18 protein-coding genes are annotated in these 20,575 nt (G+C 71.4%); 9 read left to right on the top strand and 9 right to left on the bottom strand.

The genetic code is table 11. The features are described 5' to 3' along the window. Nucleotide 1 precedes the first annotated feature (1 nt). The 9 genes from hypA to ACGFRF_RS00200 form a co-directional block, all read right to left on the bottom strand. Nucleotides 2-358 carry a hydrogenase maturation nickel metallochaperone HypA gene (gene hypA / locus ACGFRF_RS00240; RefSeq protein WP_393735602.1) on the bottom strand — a complete coding sequence of 119 codons (357 nt, stop codon included), beginning with the start codon at nucleotides 356-358 and terminating at the stop codon, nucleotides 2-4. A gap of 8 nt (nucleotides 359-366) precedes the next feature. After that, nucleotides 367-549, bottom strand: a complete 183-nt coding sequence (locus ACGFRF_RS00235) for a hypothetical protein (protein ID WP_393735600.1) — start codon at nucleotides 547-549, stop codon at nucleotides 367-369. 17 nt (nucleotides 550-566) lie between these two features. Beyond that, entirely contained in the window at nucleotides 567-773 is a 207-nt protein-coding gene (locus tag ACGFRF_RS00230) for a hypothetical protein (RefSeq protein WP_393735598.1), read from the bottom strand. Nucleotides 774-794: 21 nt separating this feature from the next. Next, nucleotides 795-1,391 (bottom strand): DUF5947 family protein, encoded by a 597-nt coding sequence (locus tag ACGFRF_RS00225; RefSeq protein WP_393735596.1) that lies wholly within the window; start codon nucleotides 1,389-1,391, stop codon nucleotides 795-797. Beyond that, nucleotides 1,388-1,954, bottom strand: coding sequence for a NifU family protein (locus ACGFRF_RS00220; protein ID WP_393735594.1), 567 nt, complete (start codon nucleotides 1,952-1,954; stop codon nucleotides 1,388-1,390). Before ACGFRF_RS00220 ends, ACGFRF_RS00225 begins: the two co-directional genes overlap by 4 nt. Beyond that, entirely contained in the window at nucleotides 1,947-3,740 is a 1,794-nt protein-coding gene (locus ACGFRF_RS00215; protein WP_393735592.1) for a nickel-dependent hydrogenase large subunit, read from the bottom strand. Before ACGFRF_RS00215 ends, ACGFRF_RS00220 begins: the two co-directional genes overlap by 8 nt. A gap of 63 nt (nucleotides 3,741-3,803) precedes the next feature. Then, nucleotides 3,804-4,892, bottom strand: coding sequence for a hydrogenase expression protein HypE (locus ACGFRF_RS00210; protein WP_393735590.1), 1,089 nt, complete (start codon nucleotides 4,890-4,892; stop codon nucleotides 3,804-3,806). After that, entirely contained in the window at nucleotides 4,889-5,434 is a 546-nt protein-coding gene (locus tag ACGFRF_RS00205; RefSeq protein ID WP_393735588.1) for a hemerythrin domain-containing protein, read from the bottom strand. The genes ACGFRF_RS00210 and ACGFRF_RS00205 overlap by 4 nt, the downstream gene beginning before the upstream one ends. After that, nucleotides 5,421-6,965 carry a hypothetical protein gene (locus ACGFRF_RS00200; protein ID WP_393735586.1) on the bottom strand — a complete coding sequence of 515 codons (1,545 nt, stop codon included), beginning with the start codon at nucleotides 6,963-6,965 and terminating at the stop codon, nucleotides 5,421-5,423. Before ACGFRF_RS00200 ends, ACGFRF_RS00205 begins: the two co-directional genes overlap by 14 nt. Before the next feature lie 489 nt (nucleotides 6,966-7,454). Between ACGFRF_RS00200 and ACGFRF_RS00195 the strand changes: the two genes are divergently transcribed. The 9 genes from ACGFRF_RS00195 (at nucleotide 7,455) to ACGFRF_RS00155 (ending at nucleotide 20,446) form a co-directional block, all read left to right on the top strand. Next, nucleotides 7,455-9,029, top strand: a complete 1,575-nt coding sequence (locus ACGFRF_RS00195) for a hypothetical protein (protein WP_393735584.1) — start codon at nucleotides 7,455-7,457, stop codon at nucleotides 9,027-9,029. Nucleotides 9,030-9,193: 164 nt separating this feature from the next. Continuing rightward, complete coding sequence (locus ACGFRF_RS00190; protein ID WP_393735582.1) at nucleotides 9,194-10,375, top strand: ROK family protein; 1,182 nt, start codon at nucleotides 9,194-9,196, stop codon at nucleotides 10,373-10,375. A 257-nt stretch (nucleotides 10,376-10,632) separates the two neighbouring features. Then, nucleotides 10,633-12,150, top strand: coding sequence for a sugar ABC transporter ATP-binding protein (locus tag ACGFRF_RS00185; protein WP_393735580.1), 1,518 nt, complete (start codon nucleotides 10,633-10,635; stop codon nucleotides 12,148-12,150). Next, on the top strand, nucleotides 12,147-13,166 hold the full coding sequence (locus tag ACGFRF_RS00180; protein ID WP_393735578.1) for an ABC transporter permease: 1,020 nt from the start codon (nucleotides 12,147-12,149) through the stop codon (nucleotides 13,164-13,166). Before ACGFRF_RS00185 ends, ACGFRF_RS00180 begins: the two co-directional genes overlap by 4 nt. A 17-nt stretch (nucleotides 13,167-13,183) precedes the next feature. Continuing rightward, nucleotides 13,184-14,224 carry a substrate-binding domain-containing protein gene (locus tag ACGFRF_RS00175; protein ID WP_393735576.1) on the top strand — a complete coding sequence of 347 codons (1,041 nt, stop codon included), beginning with the start codon at nucleotides 13,184-13,186 and terminating at the stop codon, nucleotides 14,222-14,224. Nucleotides 14,225-14,300: 76 nt separating this feature from the next. Further along, nucleotides 14,301-15,521, top strand: coding sequence for a Gfo/Idh/MocA family protein (locus tag ACGFRF_RS00170; protein WP_393735574.1), 1,221 nt, complete (start codon nucleotides 14,301-14,303; stop codon nucleotides 15,519-15,521). Nucleotides 15,522-15,533: 12 nt separating this feature from the next. Then, on the top strand, nucleotides 15,534-16,532 hold the full coding sequence (locus ACGFRF_RS00165; protein WP_393735572.1) for a sugar phosphate isomerase/epimerase family protein: 999 nt from the start codon (nucleotides 15,534-15,536) through the stop codon (nucleotides 16,530-16,532). A 95-nt stretch (nucleotides 16,533-16,627) separates the two neighbouring features. Then, a complete protein-coding gene (locus ACGFRF_RS00160; RefSeq protein WP_393735570.1) occupies nucleotides 16,628-19,114 on the top strand; it encodes a PQQ-dependent sugar dehydrogenase in 2,487 nt (828 codons plus the stop codon). A 12-nt stretch (nucleotides 19,115-19,126) separates the two neighbouring features. After that, entirely contained in the window at nucleotides 19,127-20,446 is a 1,320-nt protein-coding gene (locus ACGFRF_RS00155) for a ThuA domain-containing protein (protein ID WP_393735568.1), read from the top strand. Nucleotides 20,447-20,575: the final 129 nt, after the last annotated feature.

Here is a 20,575-nt window from a genome sequence, read left to right as displayed (position 1 = left end):
GTCAGGCAGGGGCCGGGACCGGTTCGACCTCCGTGATCTCCAGCTCCCGTCCGCTGCGCAGCTCCTGCGAGGGCCGGTCGCAGCGCGGGCACCAGAAGAACGGCGGCATGCCGACCGCGAACTCCTCGGCACACCCACCGCACCAGGCCCGCGCGGTGACCTGCTCGACGACGAGCCGCGCCCCGGCGAGCGCCGTGCCGTCGCGAGCCACCTCGAAGGCGAAGAGCAGCGCGTCGGGCACGACACCGGCCAGCTCGCCGACCCGGACGGTCACCGACGACACACCGTCCGCGCCGTCCGAGCGGGCGATCTCCTCCGCCTGGTCCACGATCGCGGTCGCGATCGACAACTCGTGCACGGCCGGACTCAGGGGTAGCGGCGGTGCGCGCGGAGCCCGCCGGTCATCCGGTAGATCCTCAACTCCCGCACCACGCCGGGAAACTCCTTGACGAACAGAGCCAGCAGCAGACCGCCGACCAGGCCGGCCTGCGCGATCAGCACCTGACGTCCGGACAACGCCGACCTCACGGTCGTAGAGCGCTTCTTCACGGTCACTCCCTGCTTCCTCATCCCGGTGAGATGCTCGGCATGGCCTTCAGCAGGGCGTCATGCCGCTTCCAGTGGATCCCCGTGGAACGGCGCGCGTCGGAGGTGCCGTCCTCGTGGTGTCCGGTCTGATGCGCGTACGGGCCCCTGTTGCCCTGATGCAGGCCACGTACGTGCGTGGGCGTGTCGGGCTTCGCCTGGGGGCGGCCCACTCGGATGGTGCCCATGATCGATCTCCTTCCAGGTCCTCACGACCGCTCGGTGAGCTGCGCGAAGAACCGCTCCACGGCCGGCCATACCCGACCGCCACCGGACAGGCCCCGCCACTCGCGGCGGACCAGGGCGACCATCCGGTAGCAGTCGTCGACCGGCACGATCCAGTGCTCGTCGAGGCCGCGCACGGTGTTCACCAGCAGCGCCTCCACCTCGGGTGCCACGGAAGCGAGCTGCGGACACGTCCCGGCCAGCCGCTGCCAGGCCGCCGCGTCCACCTCCCACCGCATCGCGCCTGCCGGGCTCGGGCCCTGCGCGGTGACCGTGCCGTCGTCGCGCGGCACGAAGAACACCAGCCCCACCGGCACGCCCAGCACCCCGGTGTCCACGGACGGCAGCCGGACCCGGCGCCGGGGCACGAGCCGGTACCGGCCCTGGCCGGCGCCGTCCTCGGCGAACAGCACCGAGCACGGCCCGCACACACACCGCACCTCGGCGGCCCCGGTGTCGTACAGGTGCGGGTGGTCGCCGGGCACGGGGGCGGCGCACAGCTCGCAGCGCTCGGCCTCGGCCGCCGCCGCCCGGTCGGCGGCCGAGCGGATGACCCGGGCGAGTGCGCCGTCCACGGTCACCGCGCCTCCTGCGGCTGCGGCGCGGCTCGGCGGGTCAGTGTGGCCAGCGGCACGAACGCCGGAGCCGGCCGGCGCTCGTCGGCGCCCGGCAGCATCTCCACCGCCGTCAGCTCCGGCGCCGCGGCCAGCACCGCCGCCCGGACCGCCTCGGCGGCGTCGGCGGACCCGCCGCCGCACCCGCCCCCGCATCCGCCGCCCGTGCTCAGCCGCACCCGCGCCACCTGCCCGTCGACGCCCGCCCACTCCAGGTCGCCGCCGCGCTCGCGTACCGCGGGACGCAGTCGCTCGACCGCGCGGGCGGCCCGCCGCTCCGGAGGCTCGGGATGGACGGCGTGCAGGACCAGCAGATGCCCGAGCAGCTCGTCCTCGACCAGGCGTTCCCGCAGCGGCGCGTCGGCGCCGTCCAGGACCCGGGCGAGCGCCTCGCCGTAGACCTCGGTCAGCAGGGCGACCGCCTCCAGCGCCGGGCCGCGTACCGGCTCCAGCTCGGCCAGCAGCTCGTCGAGCCGGGCCAGCCGGGCCTCCACGGCTGGATCCGGGAGCCGTACGGCGGTGTCAGCCATGGTTGGCTCCGTACGTCGGCGAGTGCACGGTGGTCAGCGTCTTGCCCTTGCCCATGTACATGTGCACCCCGCACGGCAGACACGGGTCGAAGCTGCGGACGGTACGCATGATGTCGACGCCCTTGAAGTCGTCGGGCCCGTTCTCCTCGAAGATCGGCTGGCCCTGGACGGCGTCCTCGTACGGGCCCGGGGTGCCGTAGATGTCGCGGGGGCTGGCGTTCCACGGGGTGGGCGGGTACGGGTGATAGTTGGCGATCTTCTTGTCCCGGATCACCAGATGGTGGGAGAGCACACCGCGCACCGCCTCGTGGAAGCCGCAGCCGATCGCCTCGTCCGGCACCTCGAAGTTCTCGAACACCTTCGTGTCCCCGGAGCGGAGCATCTGCATCGACTCCTCCAGGAACTGCAGGGCCATGGCGGCCGCGTAGGCGACGAAGTAGGGCCGGGCGCGGTCCCGCTCGATGGTGTTGCTCCACTTCGGGATCCGCCACTCCAGGGTGGTCTCCGGCAGCGACTCGCCCTTGGGCAGGGAGATCCGCACGCTGTCGCCGGTGGCCTTCACGTACGGCGTGTCGACCAGGCCGCTCAGCGCGGTCGACCACAGCCGGGCGAGCGGCCCGCCACCGGTGTCCAGCGCCAGGTGCTGACCCGTCTCCGGGTGGTACCAGCGCGGGCTCATCACCCAGCTGTAGTTGCCGTCGAAGTTTCGCTTCTGCGGCACCGGGACGGTCGTCTGGTTCCACGGGTGGCGCATGTCGACGGGGTTGCCGAGCGGGTCGTGGGTGACGAACGGCTCCTCGTTGACCCAGTCCTCGTAGAAGGAGCTGCCCAGCATGATGCGCAGCCCGAGGTTGATGTCGATGAGGTCGTTGGTGACCAGCTTGCCGTCCACGATGATGCCCGGGGTGACGTACATCGCCTTGCCCCACCGGTTCATGTTCTCGTAGCGGTAGTCGACCACGTCCGGGTTCTGCCAGGCACCCCAGCAGCCCAGCATGATGCGGCGCCTGCCGACCTCCTCGTAGCCGGGCAGGGCCTCGTAGAAGAAGTCGAAGACGTCGTCGTTCATCGCCACCGCCTTCTTCACGAAGTCGATGACGCGCATCAGCCGGGCGAGGTAGTCGGTGAAGGTGTTCGGCTGCGGCATCGTGCCGACGCCGCCCGGGTACAGCGTGGACGGGTGGACGTGCCGCCCCTCCATCAGGCAGAACATCTCCCGGGTGACACGGCTGACCTTCAGCGCCTCCTTGTAGACCTCGCCCTCGAAGGGGTTGAAGGCCTTCATGATGTCGGCGATGGTCCGGTAGCCGTGGAGGTCCCCGCGGGGCGCGTCGGTGCGCTCGGCACGGGCCAGGACACCGGGGTTGGTCGCCTTGACCATCGCCTCGCAGAAGTCCACGAACACCAGGTTGTCCTGGAAGAGCGTGTGGTCGAACATGTACTCGGCGGCCTCGCCGAGGTTGGTGATGTGCTCGGCCAGCTTGGGCGGCTTGACGCCGTACGCCATCTGCTGGGCGTAGTTGGAGCACGTGGTGTGGTTGTCGCCGCAGATCCCGCAGATGCGGGAGGTGATGAAGCCGGCGTCGCGGGGGTCCTTGCCCTTCATGAAGACCGAATAGCCGCGGAAGAGCGACGAGGTGCTGTGACACTCGACGACTTCCTGGTTGGCGAAGTCGATCTTCGTGTAGATGCCCAGGTTGCCGATGATCCGGGTGATCGGATCCCAGGACATGTCGACGATCTGGGCGGGTTTGCGCCCTGTGGGCCGGGACTCGGTGGTGGTCATGTGCGGTGGTGCCCCTCGCTGTTTCGGGTCGAGCGGTCGGTCGGGGAGGCGGGAAGGACGGCGTCAGGCACGCCAGTGCGGGTCGTAACCGCTGGTCAGCTTGCGCTTGTTGTGACGCCACTTCGGTTCGTGGTTCACCATGTCGTTGGTCATCCCGCGCAGTCGGCGGATGACGGCGCCGTACGGCTTGATGACCATGGACGACAGCGTGCCCCCGGGCGGCTCGTCCATGAACGGCATGAACGCGTCGGGGAAGCCCGGCATGGTGCAGCCGATGCAGATACCGCCCACGTTGGGGCAGCCGCCGATCCCGGCCATCCAGCCCCGCTTGGGCACGTTGCAGTTCACGACCGGCCCCCAGCAGCCCGTCTTCACCAGGCACTTGGGCGAGTTGTAGTCGAGGCCGAAGCTGGCCTGCTCGTAGTACGAGCCCCGGTCGCAGCCCTCGTGCACGGTCTTCCCGAACAGCCACTGCGGGCGCAGCATGTGGTCCAGCGGAGGAGGGGGAGCGGCACCGGCCGCGTGCTGGAGCACCCAGACCAGGGTCTCCATGAAGTTCTCCGGCTGGATGGGGCAGCCGGGCACGTTGACCACGGGCAGCCCGCCCTGCGACGTGAAGTCCCAGCCCAGATAGTCCGCCAGCCCCATGCAGCCGGTCGGGTTGCCGGCCATCGCGTGGATGCCGCCGTACGTCGCACACGTCCCGGCCGCCACCACCGCCCAGGCCTTCGGCGCGAGTTGGTCGATCCACCAGTTCAGGGTCTGCGGCTCACCGGTCTCCGGGTCGTTGCCGAACGACGTCCAGTAGCCGTCGCCCTCGATGATGTTCTGGTTCGGGATCGAACCCTCGATGACGAGGATGAACGGTGCCAGCTCGCCTCGGGCGGCCGCCCGGTACGGCGCCAGGAAGTCCTCGCCGCCCAGGCTCGGCGACAGCACCTTGTTGACGAGGTTCACCTTGGGCAGGCCCGGGATGAGACCGAGCACCACGTCCTCGATGGAGGGCTGGCCGGCGGCGGTCAGCGACACGGTGTCGCCGTCGCAGCTCATGCCCTCCGAGATCCAGAGGATGTGGATCTCGTCGAATCCTTTCCGCGCCTCGGCCCTGCTGGGCTCGCCGCGGACCTCGGTCGTACCGCTCTGTGTGGTCATGTCTGCGGCCTCCGTTGCAGCCGGTCTCGGAGTCGGTCGTAGGCCGCGGCCGACGGGGCCGCGAGGGTCAGTGCCGGGGGTGTGTCGGGCGCGTTGGGGTGCGGACGGGTCGGCGCGCCCTTCTTCGCCCGGCCGATCAGCTCGCCGAGCCCGTCCAGGTCCTGCGGGGAGGCGGCCCCGCGCGACCGCGGCATGAAGACGCCCTCCTCTACGCGGATGTGCTCCGCCACCTCGCGCCGCAGCTCGGCCACCAGCTCGTCGGTGCGCCGATCGCCTTCCTCCAGCCGGTCGAGCGCGAGCAGTGTCTTCTGCACCGCCGGGTGCTCGTCCCGGTGCTCGTCGACCTCCCGAGCGCCGTCCGGCAGCACCTTCCGGGCCGTCGGATGGACCAGCATCTCCTCCGGCGCCGCGTGCCGGGCCGGCTCGCGCACGAGCAGCTCCACCACCCCGCGCCGCTGCCGGTCGGACGCGGCCGCGTCGTAGTCGCGGAACAACTGCTCGACCACCCGGTGGTCGTGCGCCGGCAGCTCAGGAGCGTCCATCGAACCGTCCCTCCTCCGACCGGTCGGCCGGACGCGCGGGCCGCGGGGACTGCGGCCGGGGTGGCCGGCCCGGACCCGGAGCGTCCGCGCTCGCGAGCGGTTCGATCTCGTCGGGCCGGAAGTAGTGGAAGCGGCCGTACCAGCCGTGGAGTTCGGCCGCGGGGTCGTCGTCCACGGTGACGGCCAGGTGCACGCTGCCGTCCACGTCGTGGAAGACCGCGGTGACCTGTGCGGTCCGCCCGTCGAGGAACATGTCCTGGGCGTCGGCGCCCCGGCCGCGCGGACGCAGCCGCACCCGGCTGCTGCCGCCGACGCGCACCCCGTCCACCAGCACCGTGTCGGTCGTCGGGGACAGTCCGTCGTCACCGCCCTCCTGCCACCAGGCGGGCCGGCCCGAAGCAGGCGTCTGTGCCGGGGTCAGGGAGCGGATCGTGCCGTGCAGCCGGGCGAAGACCTCCTGGGGCATGGTCTCCACCCGGTCGAGGATCCGCGCGGCCCGCGGATCGGTGGCCCGCGCCTCGGCCTTCTCCTCGTCGGTCAGCAGCATCGTGCGCAGCGTGAGGATCTCGTCGATCTCGGCCGCGTCGTGCAGATCGCCTGGGCTCTCCGGCGCCACCTGCGGATGGTCCGGGAGGATGATCGGGGCGGAGAGCATGACGGCACCGGTCCCGCTCTCCTGAGGCGCGCCGCCGAGTACGGGGAACGTGAAGGCGTTGCGGCAGTCGCGCACCTGCTCCGCGTACGCCGCGGGCGGATCGATCAGCGACACGAACTCCACGCCGTCCCCGCCGACGAGGGTGTGCGTGGCGATCAGCGCATGCCGCAGCGCCTCACCGCGGGGTGCCGAAGGATCCGCCGCGTCCCCGGAGTTCTCGGTGCGCACCCGCAGCCGGTACAGGTCCGGTGCGAGCGGCTCGGCCACGACGGTCGTACCGGCCCGCACCTCCCGGCGCCGCCGTACCGTCCGCCCCGCCCCCGACGGCAACGACTCGTACTCGGCACCGGCGGGCGCCCCCACCGCGACGGTACGCCCGCCCCGCAGCAGGTCCGCCAGTGGCAGCGCCAGCCCGGTCTCGCGCGGCACCGCCTCCTCGAACGACAGGTGCGTGACGCCGTCGTCGGTCCGCAGGGATTCGACCGGGCGGTGCCTCCCCTCCCCGTCGGCCGCCTCCACCTGCTTGTCCTGCGTCTGCAGATACCGCACCCGCACCCGTACGACCGCGTCGTCGCGCCGGACGCGCAGGAGGCACTCCGTCTGCTGGTACCACGAGTCCGCGGAGCCGGAGATCCCGGGTGTGACCGGCCCGTCCCGCTCCACCCAGTTCCGGGGCAGCAGCACCCCGAACTGCCAGCGGACCCGGTTCTTCGGCGAGGACCGGCGATAGGGGTAGAGCAGGTAACCCTCGTACAGCACGGCGTCCGCGACGGCACCCACCTGCGCGAAGGCACCGTCGGGCTGCCCGTACGCCGTGTCGGCGCCGTCCATCACGGCAGCGCCCGCCGTGCCTGTACCGCCGGCTCCGTCCGCCATGCCGCCTCCTCGCCATCGGTGCACCCGGCATTCCTTCCACCACGGTCACACCCCTCACCGACCCTCGCCCCTCCGGCGCACCGGCATTGCGCCGCCCAGGGGACAGGGGCGGGCCGGGGCCACCGGAGAGCACCGGGTCGGCGCGGCCCGGATGCCATCGGCGGCGACCGGCGCGGTGGGGCGGGTGCAGGGCCGGACGAGGCAGACACGGAGGTCACGGCTGTTCCTGGTCCAGCCCGGCGGGCGCCTGCCGTACAGCGGTCGTTGCCCGGGCGGGGCCGCCGGCCGTGCCGTCCCGGGCAGCGGCCCGCCGCGCCGAGGCCCGTGGGGCGCGGTCCCCGCGGCCGACTCATGGCGCGACACCGGGACGGGCGGCCTGTCCCCACCCCAAGAGGCGAACCGGTGTTCGGTCCTCTGTCCGGTGTGGGGTCGTGCCCGTAAACTGCGGGTCCGCGGTCACGGGGGGCGCGGTCGGTGGGGGGAGCCATCATGTCCGGAAGTCCGTACGGTCCGAGCCAGGGTTTCGCGGGGCCACCGCTGCCGCCCATGCCGTCGAGCCCACCACCCGCGCCGCCGGACGCCCTGCGGGCCGTCGCGGTCGCGCTGCTGAACCTGAGCGGTCTGGGTCTCGGGTACGCGCTCGTGCGGCGATGGCTGCCGATGGCCGCCTGCTGGGTGGCGACCGGCGTCCTGCTGCTGGTGGCGCTGCCCGCCGATGCCGACGGCGCCCCAGGAGCCGCGGTCGTGGTCTACGCCGTCCTCGTGCTGTCGGCGGCCGTCCACGGCGGGTTCGTGGGCCTGCGCACCCGGCTCACCTGGCCGGGCAACGCTCCCCTGGCGGCACTGCTCGGCGTGGTGCTGCTCGCCCTGCCGGCCGGTGGCGCCCTCTGGTACCGGGACGCCCACGACGAAGCCGTGGAGCAGGCGCTGCTGGACCGTCTGGACGAGGCCGACCGGCTGGTCGCGAAGAGCGGCCGGCAGTCGTTCCCCTCAGCCTCCTCCGACTACCGGACGGCCCTGGACGTCTACCGCGACCTCGCGGTGAACCACTCCGGCTCCCGTGCTGCCCGGCAGGTCCCCGACAGCCTGCGGACCTACTACGCGACGGTCGGCGCGGCCTACGGCCACCAGGACTACTGCGAGGCCGTAGCGCCGCTCAAGTACCTGCGCTCGGTGCCCCGCACCATGCCGAAGGAGCAGCTCGGTTCGCTGGCCAGGTGGCCCGACGACCGGCTGGCGACCTCGCTGTACGAGTGCGGGACGCAGAGCCTCGGGACCGGCGAGGCGGACTGGGTCACGCGCTTCGGCGACCTGCTGGACACCTTCCCGCGGTCCGGACCGGCGACCAAGGTGGTGCCCGCCGTCGACGCGGCGGTGAAGAAGGCGCAGAAGGCGGTCGGCGGGGACGAACCCTGCGCGGCCGTCGAGCGGTTGCGCGACCTGAACACCCGGATCGGCGACCTGTCGAGGTCGTCGGGCGACACGGACGGCGGCCTGGCGAAGGCCGCGGGACGCGCGGAGAAGAGCGGCGACGCCGGGCAGTACGAGTGCGGCGTCGACCAGTACGAGGACGGCGACTTCGACGCGGCGCAGAAGACCATGGAGCAGTTCGTCTCGGACGGCGAGCACGGCGGGAACCGGGAACGCGCCAAGAAGATCGCCATAGCCGCCGAGGTCGCGCAGACCCTCCCGGCGGCCGGCAAGAAGCTGCCCACCACCGCCTCCGGCGGCAGCATCTCCGTCACCGTCAAGAACGACAGTCCGGACGCCGTCACCGTGCTCTACACCGGCCCGGTCACCGGCAGCTTCACCCTCAAGGGCTGCGGCGGCTGCACGTCCTACTCGCTCGCCGACACGCTGCGCATCGGCTTCAAGCCGTGCGACGACAGCAGCAAGCACTACCCGCAGCGCACCGTCAACCTCCCCGTCGGCACCACGTACTTCGTGCACAAGCCGAACGGCAGCAGCACCGCCGCCCCGGCCTCGGACACCGCCAAGCTCCGGTCCGGCTACATCTACACGGAGTGCGCCTACACGACCCGGACCCTGGGCTCCACTTCCTGACAGCCGACGTCTTCGGTCTCTCGAGCCGCTCCTTTGTCCTGCGAGTGGAAAAAGTCAGCGGCAATCCGTGCGCAACTTCTTCCCAGGTTCGGCGGCCACTGCTACGTTCCCTTCGAAAGCCGACACCGGTGGCCGAAATTGGCGGGGAGGGGCTCGTGAGACGCATGACAGCTCGACCGGCGAACGCGCACCAGGCCCGGCTGCTGCGGCTGCTGCGTGACGGTGGCCCCAACTCCCGTGCCCAGCTGGGCGATCAGATCGATCTGTCGCGGTCCAAGCTGGCCGTGGAGGTGGACCGCCTGCTGGAGACGGGGCTGGTGGTGGCCGACGGACTCGCCGCCTCGCGCGGCGGCCGCCGCTCCCACAACGTCCGGCTCAACCCGGAGTTGCGGTTCCTCGGCGTCGACATCGGCGCGACCTCGGTCGACGTCGCCGTCACCAACGCCGAACTGGAGATCCTCGGGCACCTCAACCAGCCGACGGACGTCCGTGAGGGTCCGGTCGCGGTCTTCGAGCAAGTCCTCGACCTGGCCGGGAAGTTGAAGGCCACCGGCCTGGCCGAGGGCTTCGACGGCGCCGGTATCGGCGTGCCCGGACCGGTGCGCTTCCCCGAGGGCGTACCGGTGGCTCCGCCGATCATGCCGGGCTGGGACGGCTTCCCCGTACGGGAGGCGCTCAGCCAGGAACTCGGCTGCCCGGTCATGGTCGACAACGACGTGAACCTGATGGCGATGGGGGAGCAGCATGCCGGAGTCGCCCGGACCACGGCGGACTTCCTGTGCGTCAAGATCGGCACCGGTATCGGCTGCGGCATCGTCGTCGGCGGCCGGGTCCACCGCGGCACCACCGGCAGCGCCGGGGACATCGGCCACATCCAGGCCGTACCCGACGGCCGGCCCTGTGCCTGCGGCAACCGGGGCTGCCTGGAAGCCCACTTCAGCGGTGCGGCACTGGCCCGGGACGCGGTACAGGCGGCCCAACAGGGCCTGTCCACCGAACTCGCAACCCGGCTGGAGGCGAACGGCACCCTTACCGGCGTCGACGTCGCCGCCGCTGCCGCCGCGGGCGACGCCACCGCGCTCGAGCTGATCCGCGAGGGCGGCACGCGCGTCGGCCAGGTCATCGCCGGACTCGTGTCCTTCTTCAACCCCGGCCTGGTGGTGATCGGCGGTGGGGTGACCGGCCTCGGCCACACCCTGCTCGCCGCGATCCGCACTCAGGTCTACCGCCAGTCGCTGCCCCTGGCGACCGGCAACCTGCCCATCGTCCTCGGGGAGTTGGGCCCCACCGCCGGCGTGACCGGCGCGGCCCGGCTGATCAGCGACCACCTCTTCTCACCCGCGTAAGTCCCGGTCGGCCCAAGCGGCCGGCTCGTTCCACCCGCGTAAGTCCCGGTCGGCGCAAGCGACCACCTCGGCTCAGCCCGTAGTCCCCGGTCAGCACAAGCGACCTCCGGTTCACCACGCCCACTGACTCGTGTAACGCCACCTCCTGCCCGTACGGTGCTCGACCCTGCCCTGCCCTCCCACGCGCACAGCGCCTGTCCACCCGCAGGCGTGGCACGCCCTGACACCGGCCCGCACGTCCGCCGAGGGGAACCCACATGGCATCAGAACCACCCTTGCTCAGCATGTCCGGGATCACCAAGTCGTTCCCCGGTGTCCGCGCCCTGGACGGCGTCGACCTCGACGTCCAGGCCGGTGAAGTGCACTGCCTGCTCGGTCAGAACGGCGCCGGGAAGTCCACCCTGATCAAGGTCCTGGCCGGCGCCCACCAGCCGGACGGCGGCACCATCCGCTGGCGCGGCGAGCCCGTCACCCTGCGCTCGCCGATCGCCGCCATGCGCCTCGGGATCGCCACCATCTACCAGGAACTGGACCTGGTGGAACACCTGTCCGTCTCGGAGAACGTCCACCTCGGCCACGAGCCGACGGCCGCCGGATTCGTCGTACGCGGCAAGGCGGCGCGCACGTCGACGGCCGCGCTGCTCGAGCGACTCGGGCATCCGGAGATCGATCCGGCCCGGCTGGTGGGGGAGTTGTCCGCGGCCCAGCAGCAGATCGTCTCGATGGCCCGGGCCCTCTCGCACGACGTCCGGCTCATCGTGATGGACGAGCCGTCGGCCGCGCTCGACCCCGACGAGGTCGACAACCTCTTCCGGATCGTCGCGGGCCTGACGGCCGACGGTGTCGCCGTCGTCTACATCTCGCACCGACTGGAGGAGATCCGGCGCATCGGCGACCGGGTGACCGTGCTCAAGGACGGCCGGGCGGTCGCGGGGGGACTGCCCGCCAAGACCACCCCGACCCGGGACGTCGTCGCCCTGATGACCGGCCGCAACGTCGAGTACGTCTTCCCGGAGCGGCCCGCGCGGACGTCCGCCGCGGAGCCTGTCCTGCAGGTGCGGGGCCTGGCCCGCGACGGCGAGTTCGCGCCGCTAGACCTCGACCTGCGGCCGGGGGAGATCGTCGGCCTCGCCGGACTCGTCGGCTCCGGGCGCTCCGAGATCCTGGAGACGATCTACGGCGCGCGCAAGCCCACCGCCGGCCGGATCACCGTCGGCGGGCAGCCGCTGCGGCCCGGCAGCGTCCGCTCGGCCGTACGCGCCGGACTCGGGCTCGCGCCCGAGGAACGCAAGGCACAGGCACTGCTGATGCTGGAGTCCGTCACCCGGAACGTGTCGGTGTCCTCCCTGTCCCGCTACGCCCGGGTCGGCTGGATCGACCGGCGCGCCGAGCGGGGCGCCGCACGGGCCGCGACCCGCGAACTGTCGCTGCGGCCCGACAACCCGGACGTGCCCGTGCGCACCCTGTCCGGCGGCAACCAGCAGAAGGCCGTCCTCGCCCGCTGGCTGTTGCGCGGCTGCCGGGTGTTGCTGCTGGACGAGCCCACCCGCGGCGTCGACGTAGGCGCCCGCGCCGAACTGTACGCGGTGGTCCGCCGCCTGGCGGACCAGGGCCTCGCCGTGCTCCTCGTCTCCAGCGAGGTGCCCGAGGTGCTCGGCCTCGCCGACCGCGTGCTCGTGCTCCGTGAGGGCCGGGTCGTGCACACGGCACCCGCCCGGGAGCTGGATGAACACCGTGTCCTCGATCTCGTCATGGAAGGAAGCCCGGCGTCATGACGCAGCCCGTCTCCCCGCCCCGGGACACCGCCGGCAAGACCCCGCCGATCGGTCGACTCCCCGCCTGGCGCGGCCTGCTGGCCCGTGCCGACGTCCGCACCCTGTCGTTGCTCGGGGTGCTCGCCGTACTCGTCGTCATCGGCGGTGCCACCAAGCCCGACGAGTTCCTCGACACCCGCAACCTGCAACTCGTGCTCACCCAGGCCTCGGTGATCGGCGTGGTCACCGTCGGCATGACCTTCGTCATCACCTCCGGCGGCATCGACCTGTCCGTCGGCGCCATCGTCGCCCTCTCCTCCGTCTGGGCGACCACCGTCGCCACCCAGGAGTACGGCTTCGCGGGCATCCTCTTCACCGCGATGATCGTCGGACTCGGCTGCGGACTGGTCAACGGGCTGCTCGTCGCCTACGGCCGGGTGGTCCCCTTCATCGCCACCCTCGCCATGCTGGCCTCCGCGCGCGGACTCGCCCTGCAGATCACCGACGGCAAGACGCAGATCGTCACCGTCGACGGCGTCCTGAAGCTCGGAGAACGCGACTCCTATGTGCTGGGTGTCCCACCGCTGGTCCTGGTGTTCGCGATCGTGACGATCGTCGGCTGGCTCCTGCTCAACCGCACCACCTTCGGCCGGCGCACCGTCGCCGTCGGCGGCAACGCCGAGGCCGCCCGGCTCGCCGGCATCGACGTCCGCCGCCAGCGGCTCTACCTGTACCTGCTGTCCGGGCTGTGCTGCGGCATCGCCGCCTTCCTGCTGATCGTGCTCGCCGGCTCCGGCCAGAACACCAACGGCAACCTGTACGAACTCGACGCCATCGCGGCCGCGATCATCGGCGGCACCCTGCTCAGCGGAGGCCGCGGCACCATCACCGGCTCCGTGCTCGGCGTGCTGATCTTCACGACGATCACCAACATCTTCGCCCTGAACAACCTCCAGAGCGACGTCCAGCAGATCGCCAAGGGCGCGATCATCGTCGCCGCCGTCCTGGTCCAGCGCCGCGCCCCGAGCACGACCTGAGGAAAGGGTTCACCGCCATGTCGCACATCACCAGTCGCAGAGGACTGCTCTTCGGGACCGCGGCGGTCTCCGCCGGCGCCCTGCTCACGGCTTGCACCAGCAACGAGACGAACGACGACAAGCCCGCCGCGAACGAGCAGCCGGCCGCCGACGACAAGCCCGGCAAGCACGTCACGATCGGCTTCGCCGGACCCCAGGCCGACCACGGCTGGCTCAACGCCATCAACGACAACGCCAAGAACCGGGCGAAGAAGTACTCCGACGTCACCCTGGAGATCACCGAGGGCTCCAACGACACCGCCCAGCAGATCGGCCAGATCGAGACCCTCATCAACAAGAAGGTCGACGTCCTGGTCGTCCTGCCCGCCGACGGCAAGGCACTCACCCAGGTCGGCCTGAAGGCGATGCGCGCCGGCATCCCGGTCGTGAACCTCGACCGCATCTTCAACTCCGCGCAGGCGTACCGCTGCTGGATCGGCGGTGACAACTACGGCATGGGTCTCAACGCCGGGCACTACATCGGCGAGAAACTCAAGGACAAGCCGAACGCCCGCGTCATCGAACTCGCCGGCCTGGACAACCTGGAGCTCACCAAGCAGCGCACCCAGGGCTTCGACGACGCCCTGAAGAACTACCCGAACATCAAGAAGGTGGCCCGCCAGGCCGCCGACTTCACCGTCGAGTCGGGTCAGGCCAAGATGGCCCAACTGCTCCAGGCGCAGCCCAAGTTCGACGCCCTGTGGAACCACGACGACGACCAGGGCGTGGGCGCGCTGCGCGCCATCCAGCAGGCCGGGCGGGACGACTTCCTGATGGTCGGCGGGGCGGGCGCGCTCTCGGCCTTCCAGGCCATCAAGCAGGACGACGGCGTGCTCAAGGCCACCGTCCTGTACCCGCCCACCATGGCGGCCTCCGCCATCGACCTCGCCCGCGCCCTCGGCCAGGGCAAGGGCGTCGGCGGCCTCGCCGAGTTCGAGATCCCGGCATCGATCACGCTCTACTCGGCCGTCGTCGACAAGACCAACGTCGACCGGTACATGCCCACCGGCTTCCGGTGAGCCACCCCGCCCGCACCCCCCACCGCGCGATGACGAAGACCCCCCACCGCGCCACGACCAAGAGGAGGACGAGCGCATGGAACAGCCGCAACAGTCGGCCGCCCCGGAGGCGGCACCGGAGACCGGGAAACCCCCGCTGCGCGTCGGCATGGTCGGCTACGCCTTCATGGGCGCGGCCCACTCCCAGGGCTGGCGCACCGCGGGCCGCGTCTTCGACCTGCCCCGGCAGCCCGTGCTGGCCGTGCTCTGCGGCCGCGACGGCACCGCCGCGCGGGCGGCGGCCGACCGGCACGGCTGGGCGGCCGTGGAGACCGACTGGCGTGCGCTGATCGACCGGGACGACGTCGACCTCGTGGACATCTGCACCCCCGGCGACAGTCACGCCGAGATCGCTGTCGCCGCGCTGGCCGCGGGCAAGCACGTGCTGTGCGAGAAGCCCCTCGCGAACACCGTCGCCGAGGCCGAGACCATGACCCGGGCAGCCGAAGACGCCTACGGCCGCGGCCGACTGGCCATGGTGGGCTTCAACTACCGCCGGGTGCCCGCCACCGCGCTCGCCCGCCGGATGGTCGCCGCCGGCAGGCTCGGCACCCTGCGCCACGTCCGGGTGACCTACCTCCAGGACTGGCTGGTGGACCCCGAGTTCCCGCTGACGTGGCGGCTGCGCAAGGAACTCGCGGGCTCCGGCTCGCTCGGCGACCTCGGAGCCCACATCGTCGACCTCGCCCAGTACCTGGCGGGCGAACGGCTGGCCGGGGTCTCCGCGCTGACGGAGACCTTCGTACGGCAGCGCCCGCTGCCCGGCGGACCCAGCAGCGGCCTGACAGCGGTGTCGGCGGCCGGCACCGGCACGGTCACCGTCGACGACGCCGCCCTGTTCACCGGCCGCTTCGCCTCCGGCGCCCTCGCCTCCTTCGAGGCCACCCGGTACGCCACCGGACGCAAGAACGCGCTGCGCATCGAACTCAACGGGGAGCGCGGCTCGCTCGCCTTCGACCTGGAACGGCTCAACGAGCTGTGGTTCCACGACGCCACCGAGCCCGGTCCCGAGGCCGGCTTCCGCCGGATCCTCGTCACCGAACCCGACCACCCCTACCTGGACGCCTGGTGGCCGCCGGGTCACGGCCTCGGCTACGAGCACACCTTCGTCCACCAGGCCCGCGACCTCGTCCACGCCATCGCCGAGGGCCGCCGACCCGAGCCCTCCTTCGCCGACGGACTCCAGGTCCAGCGCGTCCTCGCGGCGGTGGAGGAGAGCGCCGAGAAGAACTCCGTCTACACCCCCGTCGGGGACTGAGGAGGCCCGCCCATGCCGCGCCCGTTCACCCTCTTCACCGGCCAGTGGGCCGACCTGCCCCTGGAGGAGGTCTGCCGTCTCGCCCGCGACTTCGGCTACGACGGCCTCGAGCTCGCCTGCTGGGGCGACCACTTCGAGGTCGACAAGGCCCTCAGCGACCCCGACTACGTGAAGTCCCGCCATCGGCTGCTCGACAGATACGGCCTGAAGTGCTGGGCCATCTCCAACCACCTCGTCGGCCAGGCCGTCTGCGACGCCATCATCGACGAACGCCACCAGGCCATCCTCCCGGGCGAGATCTGGGCCGACGGCGACCCGGAAGGTGTACGGCAGCGCGCCGCCGACCGGATGAAGGACACCGCCCGCGCGGCCGCCGCCTTCGGCGTCGACACCGTCATCGGTTTCACCGGCTCCGCGATCTGGCACCTGGTCGCGATGTTCCCGCCCGCGCCCGAGTCGATGATCGAGCGCGGTTACGAGGACTTCGCCGCCCGCTGGAACCCCATCCTCGACGTCTTCGACACCGAGGGCGTGCGGTTCGCGCACGAGGTCCACCCCAGCGAGATCGCCTACGACTACTGGACGACCCACCGCGCCCTCGACGCCGTGGACCGGCGCCCGGCCTTCGGCCTGAACTTCGACCCCTCCCACTTCGTGTGGCAGGACCTCGACCCGGTCGGCTTCCTGTGGGACTTCCGCGACCGGATCTACCACGTGGACTGCAAGGAGGCCCGCAAGCGCCTCGACGGCCGCAACGGCCGTCTCGGCTCCCACCTGCCCTGGGGCGACCCCCGCCGCGGCTGGGACTTCGTCTCCGCCGGACACGGCGACGTGCCCTGGGAGGACGTTTTCCGCATGCTGCGCTCCATCGACTACGGAGGCCCGATCTCCGTCGAATGGGAGGACGCCGGCATGGACCGGATCCAGGGCGCCCCCGAGGCCCTCACCCGACTGAAGGCCTACGACTTCGAGCCGCCGTCGGCCTCGTTCGACGCGGCCTTCTCCAGCTGACCGACCCCCGGTCGGCTCCCCACCGCTCCGGAATGACGGCGCATTCCGGCGTACCCACCCGCCCCGTACAACCAGCCCCACTCTGGAGGCCTTTCGTGCACGGGAACGACCGCACCACCAGAACCGGAACTCCCCGACCACGCCTGCGCAAGGCGCTCGCCCTGCTCAGCGGCGCCCTGCTCGCGGGCGCCACCCTCACCCTCACCACCCCCCAGGCCGGCGCAGCCGTCGCCGACCAGGACACCACCGCGGCGGCGGAGGACTTCCAGCAGGTCACCCTCGCCAAGGGCGAGCCGGAGGTCGGCGAGCCCATGTCGCTCGCCGTCCTCCCGGACCGCTCGGTCCTGCACACCTCCCGCGACGGCACACTCCGCCTCACGGACGCCGCCGGCAACACCCGCGTCGCGGGCAGGCTCGCCGTCTACTCCCACGACGAGGAGGGCCTGCAGGGCGTCGGCATCGACCCGGACTTCACCCACAACCGGTTCGTCTACCTCTACTACGCCCCACCGCTGGACACGCCCGCGGGCGACGCCCCGGAGACCGGCACCGCCGCCGACTTCGCGCCCTTCGACGGCGTCAACCGGCTCTCCCGCTTCGTGCTGAACACCGACGGCACACTGGACACGGCCAGCGAGAAGAAGATCCTCGACGTGCCCACCACCCGCGGCCTGTGCTGCCACGTCGGCGGTGACATCGACTTCGACGCGGCCGGCAACCTGTACCTGTCGACCGGCGACGACTCCAACCCCTTCCAGTCCGACGGCTACACCCCGATCGACGAGCGCGCCGACCGCAACCCCGGCTTCGACGCCCAGCGCACCGCCGGCAACACCAACGACCTGCGCGGCAAGATCCTGCGCATCAAGGTGGGCGCCGACGGCTCCTACTCCATACCGGACGGCAACCTCTTCCCGCCCGGCACCGACAAGACGCGCCCCGAGATCTACGCCATGGGCTTCCGCAACCCGTTCAGGTTCAGCGTCGACAAGGAGACCGGCATCCTCTACGTCGGCGACTACGGCCCCGACGCCGGCGCCGCCAACCCCGACCGCGGCCCGGCCGGCCAGGTCGAGTTCGCCCGCGTGACAGGGCCCGGCAACTTCGGCTGGCCGTACTGCACCGGCGACAACGACGCCTACATCGACTACGACTTCGCGACCAAGACCTCCGGCGCCGCCTTCGACTGCTCCGCGCCGAAGAACAACTCCCCGCACAACACCGGCCTGACCACCCTGCCTCCGGCCCAGCCTGCCTGGATCCCGTACGACGGCCCGTCCGTACCGGAGTTCGGCGACGGCTCCGAGTCCCCGATGGGCGGCCCGGTCTACCACTACGACCCCGCCCTCGACTCTCCGGTGAAGTTCCCCGAGGCGTACGACGGCGACTTCTTCGCCGGTGAGTTCGGCCGCCGCTGGATCAAGCACATCACCAGTGACAGCGACGGCACGGTCCAGGCGATCAACGACATCCCCTGGAGCGGCACCCAGGTGATGGACATGGCCTTCGGGCCCGACGGCGCGCTGTACGTCCTCGACTACGGCGTCTCCTGGTTCGGCGGCGACGAGAACTCGGCCCTGTATCGCATCGAGAACGCCACCGACGGCCACTCGCCCGTCGCCCAGGCCGCCGCGAGCCGCACCTCGGGCCAGGCACCGCTGAAGGTCCAGTTCTCCTCCGAGGGCACGACCGACCAGGACGGCGACGCGCTGACCTACAGCTGGGACTTCGGCGACGGAACGCAGTCGACCGAGGCCGCCCCACGGCACACCTACCGCAAGAACGGCACCTACACGGCGACCGTGACCGCGAAGGACGCCTCGGGCCGCACCGGCAGCGCAAGCGTGCAGATCGTCGTCGGCAACACTGCACCCACCGTGGTGCTGCAGACCCCCAAGGACGGACAGCTCTTCAGCTTCGGTGACGCGATCCCCTTCACGGTGAAGGTCACCGACCCCGAGGACGGCCGCGCGATCGACTGCTCCAAGGTCACCGTCACCTTCGTCCTCGGCCACGACACCCACGGACACCCGCTCACCTCGGCCAACGGCTGCACCGGCACCATCCAGACCAGCGCCGACGGCGGCCACGACGAGAACGCCAACATCTTCGGCGTGCTGGACGCCGAGTACACCGACGGCGGAGGCGGCGGCCAGGCCGCACTCACCTCCCACGACCGGAGCGTCCTGCAGCCCCGCCACCGCCAGGCCGAGCACTTCGGCAACGGCTCCGGCGTCTCGGTGATCGCCAAGGAGGCGGCGCACGGTGGCAAGACCGTCGGCGACATCGACGACGGCGACTGGATCTCCTTCACGCCGTACGTCCTGAACAACGCGAAGAAGATCACCGCGCGCATCTCCTCCGGCGGCACGGGCGGCACCCTGGAGATCCGGGCCGGCTCGGCGAGCGGCACCCTGCTCGGCACGGCGACCGTGCCGGTGACCGGCGGCTGGGAGACCTTCCAGGACGTCAGCGCCGACCTGTCCCGCGCACCACGCGGCACCACCACGCTCTACCTCGTCTTCAAGGGCGGCAGCGGTGCGCTGTTCGACGTCGACGACTTCACCTTCACGACCGGCTGAGGGGAGGACCGCATGCGTACAGTGACAGCCGTCGCGGCGGCCGCGCTGCTCCTGGGCTGCGCCACGGCACCGGCCGCGTCGCACGACGCGGACGACGGCAAGCGGGTGCTGGTCTTCTCCAAGACGGCCGGCTTCCGGCACGACTCGATCCCCGAGGGCGTCGCCGCGGTACGGCAGCTCGGCGAGAGCGGCGGCTTCACCGTCGACGCCACCGAGGACGCGAGCACGTTCACGCCGTCGACCCTGCGGCGCTACGACGCCGTCGTGTTCCTGTCGACCACGGGAGACGTCCTCGACGACGCCCAGCAGGACGCGTTCGAGGACTACATCCACCACGGCGGGGGCTACGTCGGCGTCCACGCGGCCGCCGACACCGAGTACGACTGGGCGTTCTACGGCGGTCTCGCCGGCGCGTACTTCCAGTCGCACCCGACCATCCAGCCGGCCACCGTGGACGTCGAGGACCGCGCCCACCCGGCGACCTCCGGACTGGCCCGGACCTGGAACCGTACCGACGAGTGGTACAACTACCGCTCCGATCCCCGGGACCGGGCCCATGTCCTCGCCTCGCTGGACGAGTCGTCGTACACCGGCGGCACCATGAACGGCGACCATCCGATCGCCTGGTGCCAGGAGTACCAGGGCGGCCGCGCCTTCTACACGGGCGGCGGCCACACCAAGGAGTCGTACGCGGATCCGGCATTCCGCCGGCACCTGCTGGGCGGGATACGGTACGCGATCGGCGCCGTACAGGCCGACTGCCGACCGGAGACCGGATACACCGCCCTGTTCGACGGTGACTCCCTCGACGGCTGGCAGCAGGCGGGCCCCGGCTCCTTCACCCTGTCCGACGACGGCACCCTGACGTCGTCCGGCGGGATGGGGCTGCTCTGGTACGCCGGCCGGAGCTTCGGGTCGTACTCGCTGAAGCTCGACTGGAAGATGGCCGGTGACGACAACTCCGGTGTGTTCGTGGGCTTCCCGCCCTCTGACGATCCCTGGTCGGCCGTGGACAACGGCTACGAGATCCAGATCGACGCCACCGACGTACCCGAGAAGACCACCGGATCCGTCTACGGCTTCCGCTCCGCCGACCTGAAGAAGCGCGACCGCGCGCTCAACCCGCCGGGGGAGTGGAACACGTACGAGATCCGGGTCGAGGGCGAACGCCTTCGGGTCTGGCTCAACGGCGTGAAGATCAACGATTTCACCAACACCGATCCGGCCCGGAGCCTCACCGACGGACACATCGGCCTCCAGAACCACGGAACCGATGACGAGGTGTCCTTCCGGAACGTCCGGATCAAGGAACTGCCCGGCAAGGGCCACTGAACGGCGGCGGGCGGGAGACGCCGGACTCCCGCCCGCCGTCACCCTCCCTCCCCCCTGCCGCCCCCCACTCCCTCTCATTCCCCGGCGTCTTCCCCCCCCACCGCTAGCGGTGTCCGCGCCCGACAAGGA

The organism is Streptomyces sp. NPDC048521 (assembly GCF_043199855.1).
In the GTDB taxonomy this organism is placed as follows: domain Bacteria; phylum Actinomycetota; class Actinomycetes; order Streptomycetales; family Streptomycetaceae; genus Streptomyces.
Note: the sequence above shows the minus strand (reverse complement) of the source record. Positions and strands in the feature narration are given on the sequence as shown.

What these genes read in the sequence shown, in the direction of transcription:
- ACGFRF_RS00205 (WP_393735588.1), bottom strand. Translation starts at nt 5,434, where the DNA reads ATGGACGCTCCTGAGCTGCCGGCGCACGACCACCGGGTGGTCGAGCAG.
- ACGFRF_RS00185 (WP_393735580.1), top strand. Translation starts at nt 10,633, where the DNA reads ATGGCATCAGAACCACCCTTGCTCAGCATGTCCGGGATCACCAAGTCG.
- ACGFRF_RS00195 (WP_393735584.1), top strand. Translation starts at nt 7,455, where the DNA reads ATGTCCGGAAGTCCGTACGGTCCGAGCCAGGGTTTCGCGGGGCCACCG.
- ACGFRF_RS00180 (WP_393735578.1), top strand. Translation starts at nt 12,147, where the DNA reads ATGACGCAGCCCGTCTCCCCGCCCCGGGACACCGCCGGCAAGACCCCG.
- ACGFRF_RS00220 (WP_393735594.1), bottom strand. Translation starts at nt 1,954, where the DNA reads ATGGCTGACACCGCCGTACGGCTCCCGGATCCAGCCGTGGAGGCCCGG.
- ACGFRF_RS00175 (WP_393735576.1), top strand. Translation starts at nt 13,184, where the DNA reads ATGTCGCACATCACCAGTCGCAGAGGACTGCTCTTCGGGACCGCGGCG.
- ACGFRF_RS00200 (WP_393735586.1), bottom strand. Translation starts at nt 6,965, where the DNA reads ATGGCGGACGGAGCCGGCGGTACAGGCACGGCGGGCGCTGCCGTGATG.
- ACGFRF_RS00215 (WP_393735592.1), bottom strand. Translation starts at nt 3,740, where the DNA reads ATGACCACCACCGAGTCCCGGCCCACAGGGCGCAAACCCGCCCAGATC.
- ACGFRF_RS00190 (WP_393735582.1), top strand. Translation starts at nt 9,194, where the DNA reads ATGACAGCTCGACCGGCGAACGCGCACCAGGCCCGGCTGCTGCGGCTG.
- ACGFRF_RS00165 (WP_393735572.1), top strand. Translation starts at nt 15,534, where the DNA reads ATGCCGCGCCCGTTCACCCTCTTCACCGGCCAGTGGGCCGACCTGCCC.
- ACGFRF_RS00230 (WP_393735598.1), bottom strand. Translation starts at nt 773, where the DNA reads ATGGGCACCATCCGAGTGGGCCGCCCCCAGGCGAAGCCCGACACGCCC.
- ACGFRF_RS00155 (WP_393735568.1), top strand. Translation starts at nt 19,127, where the DNA reads ATGCGTACAGTGACAGCCGTCGCGGCGGCCGCGCTGCTCCTGGGCTGC.
- ACGFRF_RS00170 (WP_393735574.1), top strand. Translation starts at nt 14,301, where the DNA reads ATGGAACAGCCGCAACAGTCGGCCGCCCCGGAGGCGGCACCGGAGACC.
- ACGFRF_RS00210 (WP_393735590.1), bottom strand. Translation starts at nt 4,892, where the DNA reads ATGACCACACAGAGCGGTACGACCGAGGTCCGCGGCGAGCCCAGCAGG.